The organism is Glaciihabitans tibetensis (genome assembly GCF_003003265.1).
GTDB lineage: Bacteria > Actinomycetota > Actinomycetes > Actinomycetales > Microbacteriaceae > Glaciihabitans > Glaciihabitans tibetensis.
The window spans coordinates 193,916-216,457 of the sequence record NZ_PVTL01000007.1; the positions used below are offsets into that span (position 1 = coordinate 193,916).

The 22,542-nt window shown below is 67.1% G+C and carries 18 protein-coding genes; 10 read left to right on the forward strand and 8 right to left on the reverse strand.

What is annotated here, in order from left to right; all coding sequences use genetic code 11:
• Nucleotides 1-3 precede the first annotated feature (3 nt).
• Complete coding sequence (locus B0I08_RS13925; protein WP_106213855.1) at nt 4-2,367, reverse strand: hypothetical protein; 2,364 nt, start codon at nt 2,365-2,367, stop codon at nt 4-6.
• A gap of 166 nt (nt 2,368-2,533) precedes the next feature.
• A complete protein-coding gene (locus B0I08_RS13930; protein WP_245884816.1) occupies nt 2,534-4,249 on the reverse strand; it encodes a dolichyl-phosphate-mannose--protein mannosyltransferase in 1,716 nt (571 codons plus the stop codon).
• A 33-nt stretch (nt 4,250-4,282) separates the two neighbouring features.
• Here B0I08_RS13930 and rsmI point away from each other — a divergent pair, with 33 nt between their 5' ends.
• Nucleotides 4,283-5,098: a 16S rRNA (cytidine(1402)-2'-O)-methyltransferase gene (gene rsmI, locus B0I08_RS13935; protein ID WP_106213857.1), complete on the forward strand. Its 816-nt coding sequence runs from the start codon at nt 4,283-4,285 to the stop codon at nt 5,096-5,098.
• Nucleotides 5,099-5,330: 232 nt separating this feature from the next.
• Here the strand turns inward: rsmI and B0I08_RS13940 are convergent, their stop codons facing one another.
• Entirely contained in the window at nt 5,331-5,984 is a 654-nt protein-coding gene (locus tag B0I08_RS13940; RefSeq protein ID WP_106213859.1) for a hypothetical protein, read from the reverse strand.
• A 152-nt stretch (nt 5,985-6,136) separates the two neighbouring features.
• Here B0I08_RS13940 and metG point away from each other — a divergent pair, with 152 nt between their 5' ends.
• The 6 genes from metG to B0I08_RS13970 all read left to right on the forward strand — a co-directional run bounded on the left by metG (nt 6,137) and on the right by B0I08_RS13970 (nt 13,842).
• Nucleotides 6,137-7,726, forward strand: coding sequence for a methionine--tRNA ligase (gene metG / locus B0I08_RS13945; protein WP_106213861.1), 1,590 nt, complete (start codon nt 6,137-6,139; stop codon nt 7,724-7,726).
• A 34-nt stretch (nt 7,727-7,760) separates the two neighbouring features.
• Nucleotides 7,761-8,744, forward strand: coding sequence for a TatD family hydrolase (locus B0I08_RS13950; RefSeq protein ID WP_106213863.1), 984 nt, complete (start codon nt 7,761-7,763; stop codon nt 8,742-8,744).
• Nucleotides 8,741-9,571 (forward strand): 16S rRNA (adenine(1518)-N(6)/adenine(1519)-N(6))-dimethyltransferase RsmA, encoded by an 831-nt coding sequence (gene rsmA, locus B0I08_RS13955; RefSeq protein ID WP_245884817.1) that lies wholly within the window; start codon nt 8,741-8,743, stop codon nt 9,569-9,571. Before B0I08_RS13950 ends, rsmA begins: the two co-directional genes overlap by 4 nt.
• A gap of 60 nt (nt 9,572-9,631) precedes the next feature.
• Entirely contained in the window at nt 9,632-10,126 is a 495-nt protein-coding gene (locus tag B0I08_RS13960; protein ID WP_106213867.1) for a CarD family transcriptional regulator, read from the forward strand.
• Between the two features lie 198 nt (nt 10,127-10,324).
• A complete protein-coding gene (locus tag B0I08_RS13965) occupies nt 10,325-12,523 on the forward strand; it encodes a glycosyltransferase (RefSeq protein ID WP_106213869.1) in 2,199 nt (732 codons plus the stop codon).
• Nucleotides 12,520-13,842, forward strand: a complete 1,323-nt coding sequence (locus B0I08_RS13970; protein ID WP_106213871.1) for a glycosyltransferase — start codon at nt 12,520-12,522, stop codon at nt 13,840-13,842. Before B0I08_RS13965 ends, B0I08_RS13970 begins: the two co-directional genes overlap by 4 nt.
• On the opposite strand, the gene B0I08_RS13975 is transcribed toward B0I08_RS13970, so the two are convergent.
• The gene (locus B0I08_RS13975) at nt 13,799-14,458 is read right to left on the reverse strand and encodes a hypothetical protein (RefSeq protein ID WP_106213873.1); all 660 of its coding nucleotides are present in this window, start codon (nt 14,456-14,458) and stop codon (nt 13,799-13,801) included. The two genes, B0I08_RS13970 and B0I08_RS13975, sit on opposite strands and share 44 nt — an antisense overlap.
• Before the next feature lie 261 nt (nt 14,459-14,719).
• Between B0I08_RS13975 and B0I08_RS13980 the strand changes: the two genes are divergently transcribed.
• Entirely contained in the window at nt 14,720-15,655 is a 936-nt protein-coding gene (locus B0I08_RS13980; RefSeq protein ID WP_106213875.1) for a 4-(cytidine 5'-diphospho)-2-C-methyl-D-erythritol kinase, read from the forward strand.
• A gap of 60 nt (nt 15,656-15,715) precedes the next feature.
• On the opposite strand, the gene B0I08_RS13985 is transcribed toward B0I08_RS13980, so the two are convergent.
• From B0I08_RS13985 to B0I08_RS14000, 4 genes are all read right to left on the reverse strand, one after another.
• Nucleotides 15,716-17,293, reverse strand: coding sequence for a glycosyltransferase family 39 protein (locus B0I08_RS13985; protein ID WP_106213877.1), 1,578 nt, complete (start codon nt 17,291-17,293; stop codon nt 15,716-15,718).
• Between the two features lie 136 nt (nt 17,294-17,429).
• Nucleotides 17,430-18,260, reverse strand: coding sequence for a hypothetical protein (locus B0I08_RS13990; protein WP_106213879.1), 831 nt, complete (start codon nt 18,258-18,260; stop codon nt 17,430-17,432).
• A 218-nt stretch (nt 18,261-18,478) separates the two neighbouring features.
• Nucleotides 18,479-19,165: a hypothetical protein gene (locus tag B0I08_RS13995; RefSeq protein WP_106213881.1), complete on the reverse strand. Its 687-nt coding sequence runs from the start codon at nt 19,163-19,165 to the stop codon at nt 18,479-18,481.
• A 107-nt stretch (nt 19,166-19,272) separates the two neighbouring features.
• On the reverse strand, nt 19,273-20,667 hold the full coding sequence (locus tag B0I08_RS14000) for a glycosyltransferase family 87 protein (protein ID WP_106213883.1): 1,395 nt from the start codon (nt 20,665-20,667) through the stop codon (nt 19,273-19,275).
• An 87-nt stretch (nt 20,668-20,754) separates the two neighbouring features.
• Here B0I08_RS14000 and B0I08_RS14005 point away from each other — a divergent pair, with 87 nt between their 5' ends.
• Nucleotides 20,755-21,999 carry a molybdopterin-dependent oxidoreductase gene (locus B0I08_RS14005; RefSeq protein ID WP_245884818.1) on the forward strand — a complete coding sequence of 415 codons (1,245 nt, stop codon included), beginning with the start codon at nt 20,755-20,757 and terminating at the stop codon, nt 21,997-21,999.
• Entirely contained in the window at nt 21,999-22,508 is a 510-nt protein-coding gene (locus B0I08_RS14010) for a hypothetical protein (RefSeq protein WP_106213885.1), read from the forward strand. Before B0I08_RS14005 ends, B0I08_RS14010 begins: the two co-directional genes overlap by 1 nt.
• Nucleotides 22,509-22,542 lie beyond the last annotated feature (34 nt).

Genomic DNA, 22,542 nt, shown 5'->3' on the forward strand with positions numbered 1-22,542 from the left:
GGCTCAGTGGATGCCCGGGCGGGTCGTCTCCGCCTCGGTTGCCGGGAAGTGGATTTCGCGTTCCGGGGCGCGAATCTCACGTTCTAATGCGCCGGCGGCGCGCCGCTCGGATACTCGGAGCGCGAGATACGCGGCCATGGCCACCGCACCGAACCCGGCGAGCACCCACATCCAGGTGCCGTACCGGTCGCCGAGGTCAGCCCAGCTGTCGGGTTTGGGGGCGATCACGAGGAAAAACACGGTCGCGACGGTTGCATACGTGACCGCCCACAGGCGCTTGGAGTGCCCCCAGATGTCCTCCCCCTCGAGTAGGAGGAAGGGCAGCATCGCGATGACGGCACCCGTCAGCCCCTCCGTGGAGAGGGCGGCGAGCGAGTCCTGCACAAGCGCGGTGCCAAACCCGCCGGGTGTGCCGACCGCGACCGCGACGCTGTAGCCGACCCAGGAGACAAGAGCGGTAGCCAGGATGATGCCCGTGCGCACCACCCGCGCCGCAGCGCGCAGCGCGATGGTTGCCGTGGCGGGAAAGCTGAGCCCCAGCATCAGCCCGAACAGAAATCCCGGGGTGAAGTCGAGCAGTCGGGAGGCGGCCACCCCCGCCACGGTCAGCACCAGGGTCATTGGACGCAGCCGCAGCGTGTACGGCAGCTCCCAGCGGTGGAGAAGGATCCGGGCGGTCAGCAGGTAGCTCCCGTACGACGAAACGAGCGCGCCGACGAGGCAGGCGAGGAACAGGCGCACGGAGACCACGTCGAACCCGAATCCCGGGTCGGCGAAGCAGAGCACCAGGCTGACGACGGAGATCAGCAGGATTCCGCTGAGCTGCGGACGAACCTCGAGCCACGCGCGCAGCGCCAGCCAGTGGCCCGGCGCCCGCGGCATCCGCCTGTTCATAAAGACGTAGCGATCTTTGACGGCCGCGCTGAGGAGCTCTGCGGGGAAGGCGACGAGCACCAGGAAGGCGAGGCCCGCGAGCACCGAACTGCCGATCGCTATGGGGCTGGAGAAGACTGCGGCGACCGTTCCGAGGGAGTTTGACAGGGAATTGGGCGATGACGCGTCATCGCGGTCACCCGCAGGGTCACTCGCCTCGGATCGCCGGTCGAGGTCGCCGGCCGGCGCGCCCTGAGCGGTGATCGCGGGGGTGCCGTCGGATGGTGACGAATTGGATGCCGCTGGATCGGCTGCTGCGATGGTCACGGCGGTTTCCGAGGTGGAGGGGACGCCTCCGGGAGCGGTCACCGTGACCACAAAGTGGTGGTCCCCTGGCTCGACGGTGTTGGGCACGACAACGGTGAGAAAAAACGCGCCATCCTCGCCCACGGTGGTGGCACCGAGGTTGACCGGCGTGGAGTGCAACTCAGCCTCGACGGTGCTTGCCGGCGGCAGCCCCGTGGAGCCGAGTGTGACGGTCTGCCCGGGGCGCACTGTGCCGTCGACACCGCCGATCTCGAGTGTCCACCTGAGCGGGCCGGTCGTGCGGCTCAAACTGCGAGTGCGGCTGGGAGTGGGAGTGGACGTGGGAGTGGATGTGGTGGATCTGGGTGTGGTGGATGCAGGCGCCGCCTCGGGGTGTGGCGCGGGCGATTCGTTGGGTGTGGGTGTTGGCGTGGGTTCGGGTGTGGGTTCCGGGGTGGGTTCCGGGGTGGGTTCCGGCGTGGGCTCCGGGGTGGGCTCCACCACGACCTCGACCGTGCTGGTTTCGAACGTTTCGCTGTACAGCGAGGGGGTTCCGGCCGCGTTGAGCGCGTACGCCTGCAGCAGGTGGCTGCCCGCGGCTACCCTTCCCGTGCACGACCACTGGGTGGATTCCCCGAGACTTACGCGGCAGAACTCGGTGTCTCCCTCGGTCACACGCACGGAGTGGCCTGCAGGACCGGTGCCGGTCAGCGTCAGGTCGCCGGTGGCGGGGGACCCAGACACGGGGTCGGGCTCGGTCATTTGCAGCGCCTGCGTGATTGCCGGGGCATCGGGCACTGTGAACACAACGGTGTCACTCTCGGACACCCCGGCGGAGTTCGCCTGCATCACCTGCAGCGCCCAGTCGCCCGCTGTGAGCCCGGGGAACACGCAGCTGACCGTGGTGCTCCCCGAGGGTGCTTCGGTGAAGCAGGAGTCCACCGCCTCGCCGCCGGAGCCGACCCCGTCTGCCGACCCCACGTAGAGGTAGGCCTGCACACTTGCCCCGTCCTCGACCGACAGTCGTGCCGTGAGTACGCCCGGCGTGAAGTTCAGCTCGACCGTTGGCGCGGCGGGCAACGGGTCGGGCGCGGCGCCCACGGCGGAGGAGGCGGCGACTCCACCGAGCACGGTAGACAGCAATATGCCGAGCGCGAGCGCTGTGGATCCCAGGGTGTGTTTCCGCATGCCGACGGCTCCGTAACTGTGGGGCCGCAGCGCGCCCGACGGATTTGGCGCGGCTCAGGGACCCGGTGGGTGTGTATCACCCAGTGAATCGGAATCAGGTTGCGCCCGTGGTGCCGAATCCCGTCAGTTCTGGCCCCAGTTGGGGGCAAACGCGCTCACGCCGTGCCTATTTCCAGCTGGGCAGCCAGTAGTGCACCTGGGTGAAGCGCCAGTCGAGCTGGATTCCCGTCCACATCGGCCAGAAGAAGATGCTGGTGACCACGACCAGGGCCAGAAATACGGCGAGAATGCGGATGCCTCGTTCGCGAGCAGCGGGCGGATCACCCCTGCGCCCCAAGAGCTGCCAGACCACGAACGCGATAGCGAGCAGCAAATACGGCTCGAACACGATTGTGTAGAACTGGAACACCGTGCGCTCCAGGTAGAGCAGCCAGGGCAGGTAGCCGATCGCGATCGCGGTGAGGATCAGCCCCACCCGCCACTCGCGGAAGAGCACCAGGCGGTAGAGCAGGTAAATCGCGGCCAGGCCGCCAGCCCACCAGATGAACGGGTTGGCGATGCCAGCGATGGCAGATCCGCAGTAGTCCACCGCGCAGCCTGCCTCGCCCTTGGCCGCCCCGACGAAGTACATGCTGGTCGGGCGGATCATCAGCAGCCAGGCCAGCGGGTTCGCCGAGTATGGGTGGGGGCTGTGCTCGTTGACGTGGTAGTTGTACACGTCGGACTGCATGTGCCAGAAACTCTGGAACGCGGTCGGAACCCACGCGAATGTGCCCTCCCAGGCGTTGCCCGGCTGCGCCGCCCACTGCCGCCCGTAGCCGCCGGCGGTCACGAACCAGCCGGTGAAGTTGACCAGGTAGGTGGCCAGCGCGATCGGCACCGTGAGCACGAAGCTGACCGGGGCCTGCTTCAGCACGGTGCCGCTCGCCCAGAACTGCACACCGGCGCGGCGGCGGGCGATCGCGTCGACCAGGAGCGTGTACACCGCGAACCCGGCGAGAAAGTAGAGGCCGTTCCACTTCACCGCGGCCGCGAGCCCGCAGGCCACCCCCGCGGCGATGAGCCACGGACGCCACCATAGAGCGGGGCCCCAGTCGGTGGGTTTGTCCCGTTGCTGCCGCCGAGACATCCACATTGCAAGGCGAATGGCACTGTGCCTGCGGTCGAGCAGGATCGCACCAAAAGCGAGCAGCGCGAAGAACATCACAAAGTTATCGAGCAGCGACACCCGGCTCATCACGATGGCGTTGCCGTCGATCGCCATCAGCAGGCCCGTGACCGTGGTGACGAGCGGCGACTTGAACAGGCCGTGCGTGATCGCCATCAGCAGGACCACGGCGAGGATGCCGACGACGGCGGTCGAGATGCGCCAGGACAGCGAGTTGTCGGCGCCATAGAGCAGGAAACCGAGCGAAATCAGCCATTTGCCGAGCGGCGGGTGCACCACGAACGAGCCGTCGGTGGTGAAGATGTCGGTGTCGCCCGCCTCGAAACTCGGGTTGGGCTCGGCCGGCCAGGATGCCTCGTAGCCGAGATTCAGCAGCGAGTACGCGTCTTTCACGTAGAAGGTCTCGTCGAAGACCAGGGAGTGCGGGTTGGACAGGTTCCAGAGGCGCGTGCCGGCGGCCAGCAGCACCACGAGCGCCGGGCCGAGCCAGCGCAGCAGCGTCTCGCGACGCGGGGTGGTCGCCAGGCGGTCCCACAGTCGGTCGGGCAGCGTGCGGTCATCACGCGGCTCACGCGGCTGCTGCGCCGCCCGCGGCTCACGCGGCGGCTGCGCCTGATGTGTCTGCTGCGTCTTTCGGGCAGCGGATGTCGCGTCCGCCGCCTTCTGCTCCTTCGTCAGCAGCGCCTCGAAGTCTTTACTCTGCCTGCTGTCCACATCGCAATCGTAGAGGGGTGGGAGAATGACGACGTGATAATCCTCGCGGCAACGCCGATCGGAAACCTCGGTGACGCCTCCCGTCGACTGGTCGAAGCTCTGACCAACGCCGAGATAATCGCCTCAGAAGACACCCGCACGACCATTCACCTGATGCGGGCGCTCGGCATCGAAAACCGGCCGCGGCTGATCGCCCTGCACGAGCACAACGAGGTGGAGAAGGCTTCCGAGATTGTCGAGCTTGCCCGCGAAAGCGACGTGCTTGTTCTGACGGATGCCGGCATGCCCGCGATCAGCGACCCCGGGTTTCCGCTGGTGGCGGCAGCGGCTGCCGCGGGGGTAACCGTCACCGCCCTGCCCGGGCCGAGCGCCGTGCTGACCGCGCTCGCCCTGTCGGGCCTTCCCACCGACCGCTTCTCGTTCGAGGGGTTCCTCCCGCGCAAGAGCCGCGTCGCCTACTTCACCGTTCTCGCCCGCGAGGAACGCACGATGGTGTTCTTCGAGTCGCCGAACCGCCTCAGCGACGCGCTCCGCGACCTAGCGGCGGCCCTCGGCGACGACCGCCGGGTGGTGGTCTGCCGCGAGCTCACGAAGCTGCACGAGGAGGTGCGCCGCGGAACCGCCGCCGAACTGGCCGAGTACTTCGCGGAGGGGGCCCGGGGCGAGATCTGTATCGTCGTCGAGGGCGCCGCCCCCGCGACATCCGACCTGCCCACGGGCATCGCCCAGGTGCTGTCTCTGGTTACCGAGGGCTCACGCCTGAAAGAGGCTGCCTCGGAGGTTGCCGACGCCACCGGGCTCAGCCGCCGCGACCTCTACGAAGGAGCGCTCGCCGCTCGCAAGGGTTAGTCAGGCGCTAGCTGCGGCTGCGAGCGCGAGTTTCGGCTTTCAGCGCGACCTGAAAGTCTCGACCGGCCACTTGTCGTCGTGTGCACGTTTCACCCCTCGCCGAGAGGTCAGTTCTGGGCGTTTTTCTCGCGGAAGACCCCCACGAGTGCCCGGTCGATGAGCGGGTTTTCTCGCGAATTGTCCTCTGGGCGTCGGTACCGTCGACGGCTGTCCTTTCGGCACCGCGAGGTCGCTAGTCAGGCGCGATGCATTCGCCGGGGATGGTTCTGAAGCCGAAGTAGAGCGAGGATCGCGTGAGCACCGATCCGCTCGCCGACCCGCTGTACGAGATGGTCGCCCCGACCAGCGTGGAAGTAGGGCCACTGACCTCCCTCCCGACCTCGAACGCGAGCGTGGCGGTGTCGTCGGCGGGGATTGTCGCTCCCAGCGCGGGAGTGCGTGCCGACCACGCCGGTGAAAGCGACGGAGCGGTCCGCCCGAAGTACGTGATCCCCGCGTCATTCCCTGCCGCTTCCCCTGTCGCATCATCCCCGGCATCCCCGGCAGCTTCCCGTTGAACACCGTCGCCAGCCGGGAGCACCCAGCTGGCGACCAAGCGTGAGCCCGTCATCGAATGGAGGGATGTCCCGGACAGCACAATCGGGTCGGGTCCGGCGTTCTCGATCGGCACCGTGATGACGCCGGGGGAGTTGTCCGTGGCAGGGAGGCAGTCCACGAGTCCGTCACCACGCGCGACCAGCGGGCTGCGTTCTGCGGGAGCGCAGCCCGTGAGAGCGAGCGTGACGGCGAGCGTGAGAGAGAGCACGAGCACGAGCAAGAGCACGGAGATGAGCGTGGGGACACGCGTGACTGCGGCGACCACGAGAAAACTGCGGGCACGAGTCATCCGCTCAGCCTAAGCACGAAACCGGCACAGGTAACCGGCAGCCCTGACCGGCACAGGTAACCGGCAGGCCTAACCGGCACACGTAACCGGCACACGTACCGGGAGGCGTAACCCGGACGACCGGGGGTACAGCCAACCTTTAGGATGGACGAATGGCCGCCGGTGATTCCTTTTACATTGCGACGCCCATCTTCTATGTCAACGACGTGCCGCACATCGGGCACGCGTACACCGAAGTTGCGGCTGACGTTCTCGCTCGCTGGCACCGTCAGAGCGGTGATGACACCTGGCTGCTGACCGGCACGGACGAGCACGGGCAGAAGATCCTGCGCACCGCGGTCGCGAACGACACCACGCCCAAGGCCTGGGCCGACAAGCTCGTGAACGACGCCTGGCTGCCCCTGCTGCAGACGATCAACATCCGCAACGACGACTTCATCCGCACCACCGACGAGCGCCACGAGAAGGCCGTCACGATCTTCCTGCAGAAGCTCTACGACGACGGGTACATTTACTCGGGCGACTACGAGGGTTACTACTGCGTCGGCTGCGAGGAATACAAGCAGCTCGACGACCTGCTCGAGAACGAGCACGGCGACTTCGCCGGCCAGCTGGTCTGCAAGATTCACGGTCGCCCGGTGGAGATCCTGAAGGAGACCAACTACTTTTTCCGGATGAGCGACTTCCAGCAGCGGCTGCTCGACCTCTACGAGACGAACCCCACCTTCATCCAGCCGGAGAGCGTGCGCAACGAGATCATCTCGTTTGTGAAGGGCGGCCTGAGCGACCTTTCGATCTCGCGCTCCAGCTTCGACTGGGGAATCCAGATTCCCTGGGACTCCAGCCACGTGCTCTACGTCTGGTTCGACGCGCTGCTGAACTACATCACCGCGATCGGCTACGGCACCGACGACGAGAACTTCAACCGGCGCTGGCCCGCCACGCAGCTGGTGGGCAAGGACATCGCCCGATTCCACGCGGTGATCTGGCCCGCGATGCTGATGGCCGCTGGGCTGCAGCCACCCAAGCAGGTGTTCGGCCACGGCTGGCTGCTCGTCGGCGGCGAGAAGATGTCGAAGTCGAAGCTGACCGGAATCGCCCCGCAGCAGATCACCGACACCTTCGGTATCGACGCGTTCCGCTACTACTTCATGCGCGCCATCAGCTTCGGGCAGGACGGCTCGTTCAGCTGGGAAGACCTCAGCGCCCGCTACCAGGCCGAGCTCGCCAACGGTTTCGGCAACCTCGCCTCCCGCACCATCGCGATGGTCAACAAGTACTTCGATGGCGTTGTGCCGGCCCCGGCTGAGGCCTCCGAGGCTGACCTGGTTGTGCAGAAGACCGTCGCGGACGCTGCGATGAATGCGGATGCCGCTATCCAGCGCCTCGCCATCCACGAGTCCCTCGCCGCGATCTGGACCATCGTCGAAGAACTCAACGGCTACATCACGCTCCAGGAGCCGTGGGTACTCGCCAAGTCGGACGAGACCCGCGAGCGCCTCGGAACCGTGCTGTACACGGCGATGGAGGGGCTGCGTGCGCTGGCGGTGCTGCTGTCTCCCGTTCTTCCCGATTCCACCACCAAGCTCTGGGACGCCCTCGGCGCCCCGGCCGGGCTCGGCGGTCTGGCGGACCAGACGGTGACCGACGCAGGCACCTGGGGACAGCTTCCCGCGGGCAGCACAGTAGGCAAACTTGAGGCTCTATTTCCGAGAATCGAAACCGACGCCGCCGCAGGGTGAGTGTCGCCAACCCAACCCAGCTCTGGAGGGCGAGATGACCGAACCGGCTTCCCACGTTCGTTCCCGTGACACGTCTCCCGCAGACGGTCAGACCCGCAACCTCGAGTATCCGCCCCTGCCCGAGGCGCTGGTGGTCGGCATCTACGACAACCACACCCACCTCGAGATCAGCGACGGCGAGAACCCGCTCGACTATCGCGAGCAGCTCGATCGTGCGTCTGCGGTGGGCGTGCGCGGAGTGGTGCAGGTCGGCAACGATCTGGAGACCTCACGCTGGTCTGCCGAGATCGCCGCGCGCGAGCCGCGGGTGCTCGCCGCCGTCGCCATCCACCCCAACGAGGCTCCGCGCTACGCGGCCGAGGGAATGCTCGACGCTGCCCTCGCCGAAATCGACGAGCTCGCCACCCGGCCGCGCGTGCGAGCCATCGGGGAGACGGGGCTTGACTTTTTTCGCACCGGCGAAGATGGGCGTGCGGCCCAACACCAATCGTTCGAAGCGCACATCGAAATCGCGAAGCGCCACGGCCTCGCTCTGCAGATTCATGACCGTGATGCGCACGCCGAGGTCGTGGAGACGCTGCTGCGGGTGGGCGCGCCCGAGCGCACGGTGTTCCACTGCTTCAGCGGTGACGCCGCGCTCGCGCGGATCTGCGCGGACAACGGCTGGTACCTCTCGTTTGCCGGCACCTTCACCTTCAAAAATGCGCAGAACCTCCGGGACGCCCTCGAGGTGGTGCCGCGTCGTCTGGTGCTGGTCGAAACGGATGCCCCGTTCCTCACTCCCATGCCGTTCCGAGGTCGTCCGAACTCGCCCTACCTGATTCCCCACACGCTGCGGGCGATGGCGGCACACCTCGGCACCGACGTCTCGATGCTGGCCGCCCTGATCAGCTCGAACACCGAGGAAGTGTACGGGCGCTGGGATGCCGAATCCGTAACCGAGCCGCCGGCGCCGGTCATGGATACCTACTCTGACCAGCACAATACTCAATCTGTAATCCCGAGGGGCAACCTGTGACCCTTCTTGGGCCCGCGGAGATCCGCGACCTCGCCGAGCTGCTCGGCATCCAGCCAACGAAGAAGCTGGGCCAGAACTTTGTCATCGACGCCAACACCGTTCGGCGCATCGTGCGCGTCGCCGGGGTCACCGCCGACACCGTGGTGGTGGAGGTCGGACCCGGCCTCGGATCGCTCACGCTGGGGCTGCTGGAGACCGGTGCGGAAGTGGTCGCCGTCGAGATCGACAAGCGCCTCGCCGCCCAACTTCCCACCACGGTGCAGCAGCTGCAGCCCGACGCCCGTCTGACGGTGATCACCCAGGATGCGATGGTCATCGACAGCCTCCCGCGGGATCCGACTGTGCTCGTGGCGAACTTGCCGTACAACGTTTCCGTGCCCGTTCTGCTGCACTTCCTGGAGACCTTCCCGGCGCTGCAGAGCGCGCTGGTGATGGTGCAGGCGGAGGTCGGCCAACGCCTCGCAGCGCCTCCCGGATCGAAGGTCTACGGTGCTCCCAGCGCGAAGGCGGCGTGGTACGGGGAGTGGAAAACCTCCGGAACCGTCAGTCGTCAGGTATTCTGGCCTGTACCGAACGTAGATTCCATCCTCGTTGGGTTCGAACGGCGCGAGCTGCCTGGCACCGAAATTGAGCGTTTAGCCACATTTACGCTCATTGACGCGGCCTTTCAGCAGCGGCGGAAGATGCTGCGGCAGGCATTGTCGGTGGTCCTCGGGGACTCCGCGACGGCATCCGCTCGCATTGAAGCCGCCGGTCTCGCACCGACGTCCCGCGGCGAGGAATTGACGGTGCGCGACTTTTTGGCCATTGCTCGCACCGACGGTTGAGTGCCTCCAGGCCTCGTCTAAGAGCAGCATATATAAAATAAGGATCAAAGGCAGAATCAGATGATTTTCGAAGTTGGCGAGACAGTCGTCTACCCCCACCACGGTGCTGCAACGATCACCGCCGTCACGACCCGCACGATCAAGGGTGTCGAGAAGAGGTACATCACCCTGAACGTGCACCAGAGTGACCTCGCAATCGAACTCCCGATCGACAACGCCGAACTCGTTGGCGTTCGCGACGTCATCGACCAGGCCGGCGTCGAGGCTGTCTTCGCGGTCCTGCGCAGCGACGTCGAAGAGGAGGCGGCCAACTGGTCGCGTCGCTTCAAGGCGAACTCCGAGAAGATGGGAAGCGGCGACGTTTACCGCATCAGCGAGGTCGTCCGCGACCTGTGGCGTCGCGACCACGTCTCGGGCGTTTCCATGGGTGAGAAGAACATGCTCGCCAAGGCTCGCCAGATCCTCGTCTCCGAACTCGCGCTCGCACAGAAGTCGACCGGCGAAGAGGCCACCGAGGTACTCGACGGCGTTCTCGCCACCATCGTCGCGGCGTAAGGCACACCACAATCGGGTGTAGCGAGGCGTAACCCCTCAGCTCACCTCGTCGAAAAGGCTCGCTCCCCCGGGGACGCGGGCCTTTTCGCTGTGCGCTCAGCCTCCGTTCATCTTTCGGGGCCAGAGTGAGCTGGTTTGGCAGTAGCACCGGCACCACCTCCGTTCACGGGGAATCCCTTTTCACGAAAGTTGCAACTCATGGGCATTCAAACTTCATTGGACGAGCTCCGCGCGACCGAACACATCGTGGAGGCCATGCGGGCCGCCGACGAACTGGCCTTTGTCGCCAGCCGTGATGCCGGAGCCCGCACCGTGCGCGTGTTGGCCGGGGCCCTCAGTGGTCCAGACCAGATCACCGCGATCGCGGCCGTGCACGCCCTCGCCCAGGTCTTCGACGAAGAGGCCGACGCCGTCTTGTCTGCACTTCTCTCCAGCAATCGTGCCTACCTGCGCGAACACGCGGCTTGGGCGTTCGGGGCGCGCCTGCCCCGGTTCGACACGATCGGCCGGCTGGTCGGCTCGGTCATTGCCGGTTCGTTCAGCGGGATGCTGGCCCAGCGCACCCTCGGGCAATGGGCAACCTCCGCCCCCGACCACGTCGCGGTGGGGCTCGAGACCGCCCTCCTCGGCGTGCGCGAAACGGATTCCCGCTACCGGCTCACCGAGACGCTGTCGCTGGTGCCCGGTTCGATCGCGACGACGGTGCTCAGCCGGATCGCGGCGGACGCGCTCGAACCCGAGCGCGTTCGTGCTGCGGCGGTCGCCGGGTTGGGGGAGCGCACCGGCATCCGCTCGGTCCTCGAACTCGTTCGTGAACTCGCCACCGTCGAGGGATATCTGGGGGATGTCGCGCGCCTCGCCCTCGTGGACCTCACCACCGAAGCGACCCCCCGTGCCCCCTGGCAGACCGGGCTGACCGTCGCGCAGCTGTTCCTGCACGCGGACATCGACCCGGAACTCACCCGCGCGGGCAGTGGGGACAACGGCGGCATCGCCACCCTGCTCGTTCGCCTCGGCGATGCGCTCACCGCGGAGGCGCCGGCTCACCCCGACGACCCGACCGCGGCATTCCCGGTGCAGCGGGTGCTCACCCTGTCCCGGGGAAGCGCCGAGGGGGCACTCGACAGCCTGTCGCAGGTCGGGTCCACCGTGCAGGGGCACTCGTACGCGGCGGTGCCGCTGCTGAGCGATCCCGTGCCGTCGCCGGATGCGTGGCCGCTGCGGGTGGCTGCGGAACGCGGCATCCGTCGGATCCTGCGCGCGGCCGGAACGGTGGACGTGCTGCACCTGAGGATGGCGGATGTCGGCAGCCTCGCCGCGTCAAACGTGGCGCGGGAGCTCGGGATCCCGGTGGTCTTCACGGTCGCGCCCGACCCCCACGCGGTCATCAACTCGCTGGAGCTCTCTGGCGCGCTGACCCGCGAGAACTTCGGGGACATCGACGCCCGCGAGCACTACTGGTTCCGCGCGCGGCTGGTGCAACGCCTCGCCGGAGACGCCGCGCACACGGTGCTGTTCCCCCGTCCCGCCCTGCAGCGGGACATGAAAGAGCTGGTCGGCATCGACATCACCTCCCACCCGGAGCGGCACTCGATCGTGCCTGAGGGGATCGACCTTGCCGTCGTCGACCTCGCGGTGGCGGAGACCGTGGCCACCGTGGCCGGGGCGGAGCCGACCGAGCCGCTGCGACAGCTGCAGGGCCTGCTTGCCGAGCTTCCACCCGAGCGCCGTGGGTTGCCGCTGCTGCTTAGTGTGGGGCGCATGCACCGCGTCAAGGGAATGGCCGCCATCGTCGAGGCCTGGGCGACGAGCCCGCTGCGGCACCGCGCGAACCTGCTCATTGTCGGAGGCAACCTCTCCTCGCCGTCCGCGGACGAGCGGGAACAGCTGGACCGTATCGAGGCGCTCGTTCCCGCGACGCAGCAGCACAACGCCGGTTTGTTGCTGGCGGGCCACCAGCCCAACGACACCGTTGCCCGCTGGGTCGCGGCGACCCGGTTCGGCATTGCGGGATTCGCCGGGCCCGGCGGAGTGTACGTCTGCGGCAGCGTGAAAGAGGAGTTTGGTATCGCCCTGCTCGAGGCCATGGCGGCGGGCCTGATGGTCGTCGCACCCGAGGGCGGCGGACCCGCCACCTATGTTCGCGAGGGCGGCACGGGCTACCTCGTGCGCACGAGCGACGTGGGTCTTCTCGCGACCGCCATCGGGGCAGCGCTTGACGCGGTCGCCACCGAGACCGGACCGGAACGGGCCGATGAGGCGCGCGCGACGGTCGCCGACCACTTCACGATCGAGGCCATGGCGTTTGCCCTCAGCTCGGTGTACGCCGGGGTGGGAGCGGCCGAAAGCGAGCTCGCCCGCCTCGAGCGCGACAACTGGACGGTGACGGCGCGATGACCCTGCTCATCATCAGTCCCGATTACGCATCGCACCTGCTGCCGCTGGCGACCCTCGGCACGGCGTGGAAGGAGGCGGGCCACCGCGTGGCCGTCGCCACCGGCCCCGCCACCGCATCGATCGTCGATGATTTCGGTTTCGAGCGCATCCACCTTCAGCTCGGACGCGGCTCGAATCCCGGCGTGATCCGGGCGGAGGACCAGCCCACCGGCGAGGACGATGCACTGCGCGGTTTCTTCGAGGCGACGCGCCACGGGCTCGTGGCGACACTGGCGTTCCAGGCATCCGCTCGCAAAAATGACCTGATGTGGGAGCCGGTGGCCACGGCCCGCGCGGTGCAGGCCGTCATCGACGAGGTGCAACCCGACCACATCATCGTGGACCACCTGGCGTTCAGCGCGCGTCTCGCGCTCAAGGCGCACGGGGTCGCGTACACCGACGTGGTGCTCGGGCACCCGTCTGCGCTGCCCGTCGCCGGCGAGGTCTACGGTTACCCGCCGACCTGGCCCGCCCGGTTCAGCCCCGACCCGGTCGAGCTGGCCGAGCTGCGCGAGCTCTGCGACAGCGTCAGTGCCTCCTTCACCCTCGAGTGGAACACCGCACTGGCAGAACTCAATCCGGGGGCGGTGCCCAGCGCAAACGCCTTCGCCGAGCACGGTGACCTGCTGCTGCTGAACTACCCGCACGAACTGCACGAGCCCGCGCGCACCGAGCTGCTTCCCCCGCACGAGTTTCTCGGCTCGGCCGTGCGCAGCGAGCCGGCGGATGCCGAGGTGCAGCAGTGGCTGGACTCCAGCGACGCACCCTTTGTGTACGTCAGCTTCGGCAGTTTTCTGTCGGTACGCGCCGATGTGCTTGCCCGGGTGGCGACGGCGCTCGAGACCGTCGGCATCCGCGCCGCGATCGCGATCGGGTCGGCCGACCGCACGGAGCTCGGTGAGCTGCCGGAAAGCTGGCTGGTGCGCGAGTTCCTTCCGCAGGTCACCCTGTTGTCGCAGGCGGCCGCGGCCGTCACCCACGGCGGAAACAACAGCGTCACCGAGGCGATGACCCACGGGGTTCCGCTGCTGGTGCTGCCGTTCTCCACGGACCAGTTCGCCGGTGCGGCGGCGATCGAGCGTGTCGGTTTCGGCCTCTCGCTCGACCCGAACGCGGCGACCATCGACGCGATCCGGGCGGCGGTCGAGCAGATCCTGTCGCTACCCGACGACTCCGCGCGCGCGTTGGCTCAACTCGGCGAGTCGCTGCGGGCGACGCCTGGCCGCAGCCGAGCGTTTAGCGCGGTGTCGTCGTTTGCGCCGCGGGTGACGGCAGGGTAGCGGAGCGTAACTCAAGCGAGAGCCTGAACGAGTGCTCGTAGCCCGCGGCGGTGGCCGCGAGGGCGAGTGCGACCACGTACGCGGTCGCGGGGCCGGCGAATGCCGGGGAAATGGGCCCCTGGGTGAGCGCGACGATCGTGACGACGACGAGAGTCGACTGGGCAAGGCCAACGATGACAAACGTTCGTGGCCACCGCGAGCTGACCAAAGCGACCGCGATCATGAGTGCGAACGCCGCCGCCGACGCCATGAGTTCTCCCGTGTCGCCGAGCGGAACGTCATCTCTGATCGTGATCAGAAGCAGGAAGGCGATGACGAGCCCGGGGAGAAGGGAGATCCACCGCCAGAACCGCGCCGCTTTGCGACACAGGACTTCATCCCATTCCGTCATCAGGGCCACAAAGATCGCGGCCGTGACGATCGAGATCACCTGGAACGCTGCGGTACCGAAAACAAAAAGCTCGGCTCCGTTGGGCATCAGCTGCCTGTCCGGCTCCGCAAACCAGAACAGGAACGGAACCCAGAGCGCCATAAAGACGATCGCGATGACCGCGATGCGGATGATCTGAATCCGCGGGCGGACCCACCAGGGCGCAAAGGGGTGCGAAATAGTCACCTGACAGAATCTCATGGAATGGGTCGGTGTAGTCGACTCTCGGCATGAACCCGTGATGCACCTCGGGTGAACGCCCGGAAAAGGGGCGGACGCGTCCGCGACCTCGACAGGGTGCGAAACGTGAAATACGGTCGAGGCATGGGTGTTTCACTGAACGGCGCGGCGACGAGTGAGGCCACGACGTCGAACGCGGCCCGAAATCATCCGGACGAACGGTTCGCTCTGGCAAAGTTGCCCGACTGGCTCGGCTAGGTTGGAGTCATGACCACCGCGGCCGTATCCACCATGGTTCACGCGCGTGCGCCCGGCAAGATCAACGTATTCCTCAAAGTCGGCTCGCTGCTCGACGACGGATACCACGACGTAGCCATCGCGTACCAGGCAGTGTCGCTGTACGAAGACGTGCGCGCCTACCCATCCGACTCCTTCTCTGTCACGGTTACGGGCACCGTCGATCTCTCGCGGGTACCCACCGACGGGTCGAACATCGCCATCAAAGCAGCACGGTTGCTCGCGGCCCGCACCGGGTTTCGTGGGGGCGTGCGCCTCGAGATCGACAAACACGTGCCGGTCACCGGGGGAATGGGCGGAGGGTCCGCCGATGCCGCTGCGACCCTGCTGGCGTGTGACGCCCTGTGGGGCACGGAGTTGGCCCGCGACTCGATGCTTGCCCTGGCCGCGGAACTCGGCGCGGATGTTCCGTTTGCGCTGGTCGGCGGCACCGCGATCGGCACCGGCCGCGGGGACGAGCTGAGCCCCGCCCTCGCCAAGGGCCAGTACCAGTGGGTGCTCGCGCTCGCCGACTTCGGCCTGAGCACGCCCGCCGTGTACCAGGAGCTCGACCGGCACCGCGACCGCCACAAACAGGACATTTTTCCGGCGATGACGCAGCCCACCGTCGACGCGAACGTTCTGCAGGCGTTGCGCGCGGGCGACCCGCACATGCTTGCGGAGGCGCTGCACAACGATTTGCAGGCCCCCGCGCTGAACCTCGAGCCGTCGCTGTCGGAGGTACTCGAACTCGGCGAGCAGAATGGCGCGCTGGCGGGAATCGTCTCGGGTTCCGGCCCCACGGTCGCGTTCCTGGCTGCCGACCTCGACGGCGCCCTCGAACTTCAGATCGCGCTGAGCGCCGCGCGGATCAACGCGGTACGCGCAACCGGCCCCGTGCACGGCGCGCGCATCATCACGGTCTAAATCATCACGGTCTAAATCATCACGGTCTAACCAGCACAGCTGTCGAGCAGTCTGGGCCGCTCAGCCGCGCACGTACCGCACCACGTGCACGTCGGTGATGTCCCAGGCGTCGTCCACGCGCCATCCCGCGTCCTCGAGCATGCGTGTTGTGGCCGGGCGGATGTCACGGGCGAAACTGGCCAGCAGGTAGACGACGTCCGCGTCACCCAGTCGGTCGAGCGCGGTGAACAGCGGCTTCGTGGTCTCCCAGAGTCGCCCGGTCTGCCCTGCGGGGGTGTCCAGGGTCACGTCGACCGTTCCCTCGAACGCCTCCGGATACGAATACGCGATGACCCGTGCGGTCGCGATCGGGTGAAACTGCACGCCGCCGTAGACGATCGCGGTGGTCACATCGGGGCCGTCTGCCTGCCGGGCACTCGCAATGGAGTCGGCGACCGCCCGCCACGAGGTGTTCTCCTTGGCTTGCGGCTGGCGTTGCTCGACGATCTGGGGCACCGCGAGGGTGGCGATGAGTGCGCAGGCGAGGGTGGCGGCAAGAATCATCCGCCTGCCCTCGGACGATTTTGTCACCAGCCGCATCACCCTCGCCGTCGCCGACTCGATCGCGAGCGCCATCAGGACCGCGACGAACGGCAGGCCCATGCTCAGGTAACGCGGGGTGTAGATCGGCAGGTAGAGCGCCGTGGTGGCAAGCAGCGCGAGTGTGGGCACCAGCAGCAGCGGGATCAGGAGGGCAGGGGCGAGGAGGGCCGGGGCGGGAGCGGCGGGAGCGGCGGCGGCGAGGGGGTCCCGCCGGCTCTGGCGGCTCTGCCGAACTCTCCACAGCAGAACGGCGCAGCCCCCGAGGATCAGCGCCCACCCGACCACGGCGAACGGGATGCTCGTGTAGAACCACTGTCCGACGAGAACCTGGCGCAGGGTGTTCTTTCCGATCGGGTCCAGCCAGTGCAGCTGCTGGCTCTGCCCCATGGACATCAGGGCGAACGGGATGATGAGTGCCGTCGCGACCGCGGTGGTGACCACCCACGCGCCGGTGCTGGAGCGAGCACGGCGGCGTCGGACGGCGAAGACGATCGCTACCGCGACGGCGTGCGCGACCACGATCAGTGCCAGGTACAAAAACACCAGACACGAGACAACAACGAGGGCGCCATAGAGAATCCAGCGGCGGCGGGATGGGGAACGCAGAGCGCGCACCAGCACGAACGTGAGCGCGACGGCGAGGGTCGCGGTGAGCGCGTACGAGCGGCCCTCGGTACCCATCCAGGTGGTGCGCGGCAGCAGGGCGAAGACGACCCCGGCGATCACAGCGACTCTCAGCCGGAACAGCTCGTTGGCGAGGAGCACGGTGAGTGAGCCCGCGGCGGCCGTCGCGATCGCGCTCGGTACCCGCAGCGAAATGGGGGAGTAGCCGAACACATCGAACACCACGTGGATCAGCGCGTAGTAGAGGGCGTGCACGGCGTCCACGGTGCCGATCATCCGCATCAGCTCGGGCCACGTGCGGGTCGACGAGATGATGGTGGCCGCCTCGTCGTACCAGATCGACGGTGTGCCGATGCCCGCGAGGGAGATAGCCAGCCCGAGCAAGCCGACAAGGACTGCGGCGCCAAGGGGGGTGCGCAGAGAGGTGATCACACGGTTTCTTCCTGGCAAGCGGGCAATACCTCGAGCGTAGGCGAGCTCTCCTTGGAGTTCCCCGGGCTGGCGTTTTCAGAGTTCGCCCGCCGTCGCTTACCCGGCCCCGCGCAGCACCACGATGCCGGCGTGCTTGCTAGGTGGCGTCGATCGCGTTGCAGCCTGCTTCATCGGGCAGCAACGGCCGGAATGTGAGGTGAAACCTCGCATCGGCGCTGAGCCAGCGGGTGCTCGCAGCTGCGTCCGTGGCGACGTCCTCGATGGCGTCGAGTTGGTCACCGGCGACTATCACGCATCGTCCCGACCCGTGCGGGACGCCCGCGTACGCGAGATCGTCGAGCGGCCACGGCTTTACCGACTGCATCGCCCGGGAGTCAGCTGCGCGGGCGGAGACGGCCACCTGGGTGTAGCTGTAGGGCTCAGCCGCCGTGAGGTCGTCGCCGAGCCACGCGTCGAGGTCGGCAAGGCGATCCGTGAACGTCTGAAGCCGCTCGTACGGCGCTCGCTGTGAACTGTCCAGGCTGGCAGCGCCGTCGTCCACGAGCACGACCGTGGTGACCCGGCCCGGGACGGTGAAAATCGTGGCGGGCGCGTCCATGACGTTGGGGGTGCCGAAGTCGGTGGGCGCGGCCAGTCCGGCGTCGCGGGCCGCGTTGAGCAGGCGGTCGATGCCCGCGGGGGAGAGCCGCTGCTGGGTAGTCACCGGCCACGCTCGAGTTACCGTACTTGCGATATCCGGTGCGGAGCGCACAACGAGGCCGTCGCCGTACACCGACAGTTCCGGCATACGGAAGCCGGCGTCGGGCGGCTGGGGGCTGCTGGGTGTGACGTCGAGCCGGAACGCCAGTTCGTCCGCGGCGGTGGGCGCGGTCAGGGTCGGCCCCAGATCCGTTGGCCCGCTGGCGCATCCAGCCAAAGCAAGCAAGCAGACCATCGCGATGGGCGCCGCCCAGGTTCGCACGCCCATGTCGGCTTCCTCCGCCCTGGCGCTATCAAAGCACCGGCGACGGAACTCCACATCCCGGGATGTGCATAACTGGGGGGTGTTTGCGAGTTGTTTGCGATCCGTTCGACCCCAGGATTAAACGCGGAAAGGCCCGGTGCGCGGTGCGCATCGGGCCTTTCCGGAGGTGCTAGGTACTAGCTACGAGGTATTAGCTACGAGGTGCTAGTCGAAGTTGTCGACTACTCGGCAGCCTTGGCGGTGATCTTCGCGATACCGACAACGAGCTTGTCGGTGACGGCGTCGGTTCCGAAGGTGTCGTTCAGGAGGCCAGCGGCGTCCGGGCTGACGAGAACGGTGGTGCCCTCGAGTACGGCGTTGCCTTCAGCGTCCTCGTCGAGCGGGTTCAGGGTCGAACCGTCGAGGTTGAAGATGTAGATGTCCTGGCCAACCTCGGCGCCGTTGGCGGTGACGGTGCCGAAGAGCTGCGAGGTTCCCGGGTCAATGCGGAAGTCGGTCAGCTCAACAACGGTCTCGCCGGCGGTGAGGGAGATTCCCGATCCGTCGTGCTCGATCGAGCCCTGGACGTAGGGACGGTAGTCCTCCTGGGGGTCGTAGTAGTCCACGTTTCCGCCCGTGATCGGGAAGGCGAGGACGCCGTCGGTCAGCGTTGCGCCGCCGATCACGCCGGGGGTGAGGCCGAGAGTGGTGAGGGCCTCGACGAAGCCGGCGTCCAGCGTGACCTGGGTGTCAACACCGGCGAGGGCCGGGATCGAAGCCAGGGGCGTGGGGTTGGTCTCAGCCTCGGAGGAGGAAGAAGAGGAGGGGGAGCTTTCCGAGGTGCTTGCCGTGCTCGAGCAGGCGGCCATGCCCAGAACGAGGATGCTGGCGGAAGTGATGCTGACTGCGAGCTTGGTGACCTTGCGCATGATGTTTTCCTTTGGCTGAAGTGGAGGTGACTGTTGGTGTTGATAAGAGTTCGGTCACCTCGTCCAATCGGATTGGAAAAGATCAAAACTATCTGCCGCGGTGTTTTCTAAGACACTCTCCTGACAGCCTGGATGTCAGGAGGATACTGGCGATGGCGGGTCGGCCCGGCGCGGTGGATCGCCATCGTGACGATGAGCGCGATCGCTGCAACGGCGGTGATTCTGGCGAGCGTGACATCCGCTATCAGAAGTCGTTCGGTGAGTGCCAACGGCACGGCCAGCCACTCCCACCGGCCGGTCATGGCGATCATTGGCACCAGCAGCAGGGCGTACCAGGGGTAGCGCGGGGTCACGATGAGCAGGGTGGTGCCAATCATCAGGAGCTGCCCGAGCCACGGGTTGTAGGGATCCGACTTCCACCAGACGAGAGCGGCGGTCGCGGCAATCAGGATGGCGGCAACCACGAGGGCGCCAGAGCCCGGCACCACCATCGAGATGAGGATGAAGCGGGTGCCGCTGCTGTACCCCTCCTCGGTCAGGTAGCCGGGCAGGTAGCCGAGCACGTCAATTCCGCTGCCGAGGATGTACGGGATATACAGCACGAAGAATGTGGTGATGGATGCCGCGATGATGGCCCACGGGCGGCGCCCCAGCAATGCCGGGGCACCGATGACCGGAATCAGCTTGGTGGCGATGGCCGCCCCGAGCGCGATACCCCCGCCGATGCGCCTACCGGAGGACACCAGAATTGTCGCGCCTAAGAGAAGGAGCGCTCCGAGAATGTCGATGTGCGAGTTGGTGACGCCCTCGGTGGCGACCAGCGGGCTCCAGCCCCAGAGCGCGGCCCAGCGGGGGTCGCGGCCGGTGGTGTGCAGGGTGCGCAGCAGCAGAACGGTGACGCCGAGGCTCATCAGCAGCCCGGCGACCTGCATCGGCCAGTATTCGGGGGTAGGCCCGGTGAGCAGGCGCACCCCCGCGAAGAAGATCTCGCTGGTGGGTGGGTAGATCGTGGGAACGTGGGCCCGGTTGATGGTGGTGCAGAGAACGTCGCCGGTGACGATCTCCTTTGCCTTCATGACCCTCGCGCCTTCGCAGGACGCCTCGCCCGCGGCATCCACCACCGGCGCCGGAAAAAGCCAGTCGGTGCGCAGGTGTTCCAGTGCCGGATGCGCCGGCACGTATTCGTAGGGGGAGATGCCGGCGTTTTGCACGATCCCGTCCCAGGCGTAGCGGGCGGAGTCGGTGCTCGTGTTGGGCGGGCCGAGCAGGGCCGCACCCCCGATCGCGGCGGATCCGGCCAGCACCAGCGCCACCACCGCCTTCGCGGGCACCCCGCGCAGCGCGATGATGGCGAGCGCAAAAAGAATCCACAGCACCGCGGTGATGTAGACGAGGGGCTCGATCTCATCGGACTTGCCGTCGTAATAGGGCAGGCCAGCCACCGAGAAGCCCGTGAGAACGGCTCCCGCGGCAACGAGCAGGGCTGTCAGGGCTGTGCGCACAAACCCATCCTGTCGGAATGTGGCACGGTTACGAACATACTGTGCAGATTGATGCGTAAGCCTTCGTGTGTGAACAGGGGAGAGAGCATGCCAGACGTGCAGCAACTAATGGGGGAGGCCCGACGGGCGCTCGCCGCGCCCTCGCGCACCCCGCGCACGGCGGTGGTCGTCGGGCGGCTGCTCGCCATCGCCTTCCTCCTGTGCTTCGGCACGGGACTGTTCAGCCACTACCTGCAGGATCCACTGCCCTGGATGCGCTTCCCGACCCGGCCCACATTCCTGTACCAGTGGACCCAGGGCATCCACATCACCGCCGGGATCCTCTGCTTTCCGCTCCTGTTCGCCAAGCTGTACGCGGTCTTTCCCGAACTGTTTCAGACACCCGCCATCCGCTCGTTCCCCCATTTTTTGGAGCGTGCCTCGATAGCGCTGTTCGTCGCGGCATCCCTCGTGCAGATCGTCACCGGAATGCTCAACACCTACCAGTGGTACGCACTCTTCCCGTTTCCGTTCCGCCAGACGCACTACGCGCTCTCGTTCGTGATCATCGGGTCGCTCGCCATCCACATCGCCCTGAAGCTGCCGATAATCTCCGCCCACTGGACCAAGCGGGCGTCGGCGACGACCGTGAGTGCCGAGACGGGGGATGCCGTGAGCCCCGCTGCCGCTAGCCCCGCTGCCGCGGGCGTCACCGGGCGCATCTTCGCATGGATCGACCGAACCCCGGCGGCACCACCGCGCGCCAGCCGCCGCGCGTTCCTCACCACGGTCGGCGTCGCCAGCGCCGCGCTCGTGGTGACCACGGCCGGACAGTCGTTTCGCGTGCTCGACCCCACCAACATCTTCGCTCCGCGGAAGGCCGGGATCGGGCCCAATGGGCTGCCCGTCAACCGCACGGCCGCCGCCGCAAAGGTCACCGAAACCGCGGTGGCCCCCGACTGGACGTTGACGGTGACCAACGGCGAGACATCCCGCAGCTTCTCACGGGCGGCGCTCGCCGCACTGCCCCAGCACCAGGTTGATCTGCCCATCGCCTGTGTGGAGGGGTGGAGCCAGACCGCAAGCTGGCGGGGACCACGACTGTCGGACCTGCTCGACACGGTCGGCGCGGACACCGATGCGCGGATCCGCCTCACCAGCCTCGAACAGAAAAGCAGCTACGCCGTCACCGAAATGGGGCCGGAATACGCGCGCGACGCGCTCACCCTCGTCGCCCTCGAACTCGCCGGACAACCGCTCGACATCGACCACGGCTACCCCGCCCGTATGATCGCTCCCGGTCGCCCCGGCGTGATGCAAACCAAGTGGCTCAGCACCCTGGAGGTAATCTGATGGCCGCCGTAACCCCACCTGTCGTGAACCCGCCCGGCGCGCCTGCTCCCGTCGGCCGCAGCACCCGACGCATCCAGCAGGGCCTCATTGGCCTCGGCCTGGTGCTGCTGGCCATCGGCGCGATTGTGCTGGTGCAGGATGTCGCGGCGAAAAACTACCCCGGACTTCTCCTCTGGTTCGCGGGCGCACTGGTGCTGCACGATGGCATCCTCGCGCCGATAGTGTTCGGCGTCAGCCTGATGCTTCGCCGGGCGGGCAAGCGCATTCCGTTTGCCGTGCTGCTGATCGTTCAGGGGGCGGTTGTCGTCGGCGCCATCGCAACGTTGCTGGTGTTTCCCGAGATCCTGAAGCAGGGCATCGGCACCGGGAATGCGACCCTGCTGCCGCTCAACTACGGCGCCGGCCTTATCGGACTGTACGCGGTGCTCGCGGTACTCACAGCGGCGACCGTGGGCGTGTATCTGCGCCTCAGGCCTTCGCAGATATCAGTTGAGCAACGATCAGCTTAGTACGGTGTGGAGTGCGCGTAATCGACTAGCTTCA

What these genes read in the sequence shown, in the direction of transcription:
- B0I08_RS14005 (WP_245884818.1), top strand. Translation starts at nt 20,755, where the DNA reads ATGCCAGACGTGCAGCAACTAATGGGGGAGGCCCGACGGGCGCTCGCC.
- B0I08_RS13960 (WP_106213867.1), top strand. Translation starts at nt 9,632, where the DNA reads ATGATTTTCGAAGTTGGCGAGACAGTCGTCTACCCCCACCACGGTGCT.
- B0I08_RS13970 (WP_106213871.1), top strand. Translation starts at nt 12,520, where the DNA reads ATGACCCTGCTCATCATCAGTCCCGATTACGCATCGCACCTGCTGCCG.
- B0I08_RS13925 (WP_106213855.1), bottom strand. Translation starts at nt 2,367, where the DNA reads ATGCGGAAACACACCCTGGGATCCACAGCGCTCGCGCTCGGCATATTG.
- B0I08_RS14010 (WP_106213885.1), top strand. Translation starts at nt 21,999, where the DNA reads ATGGCCGCCGTAACCCCACCTGTCGTGAACCCGCCCGGCGCGCCTGCT.
- B0I08_RS13940 (WP_106213859.1), bottom strand. Translation starts at nt 5,984, where the DNA reads ATGACTCGTGCCCGCAGTTTTCTCGTGGTCGCCGCAGTCACGCGTGTC.
- B0I08_RS13950 (WP_106213863.1), top strand. Translation starts at nt 7,761, where the DNA reads ATGACCGAACCGGCTTCCCACGTTCGTTCCCGTGACACGTCTCCCGCA.
- B0I08_RS13965 (WP_106213869.1), top strand. Translation starts at nt 10,325, where the DNA reads ATGGGCATTCAAACTTCATTGGACGAGCTCCGCGCGACCGAACACATC.
- metG (WP_106213861.1), top strand. Translation starts at nt 6,137, where the DNA reads ATGGCCGCCGGTGATTCCTTTTACATTGCGACGCCCATCTTCTATGTC.
- B0I08_RS13990 (WP_106213879.1), bottom strand. Translation starts at nt 18,260, where the DNA reads ATGGGCGTGCGAACCTGGGCGGCGCCCATCGCGATGGTCTGCTTGCTT.
- B0I08_RS13980 (WP_106213875.1), top strand. Translation starts at nt 14,720, where the DNA reads ATGACCACCGCGGCCGTATCCACCATGGTTCACGCGCGTGCGCCCGGC.
- B0I08_RS13995 (WP_106213881.1), bottom strand. Translation starts at nt 19,165, where the DNA reads ATGCGCAAGGTCACCAAGCTCGCAGTCAGCATCACTTCCGCCAGCATC.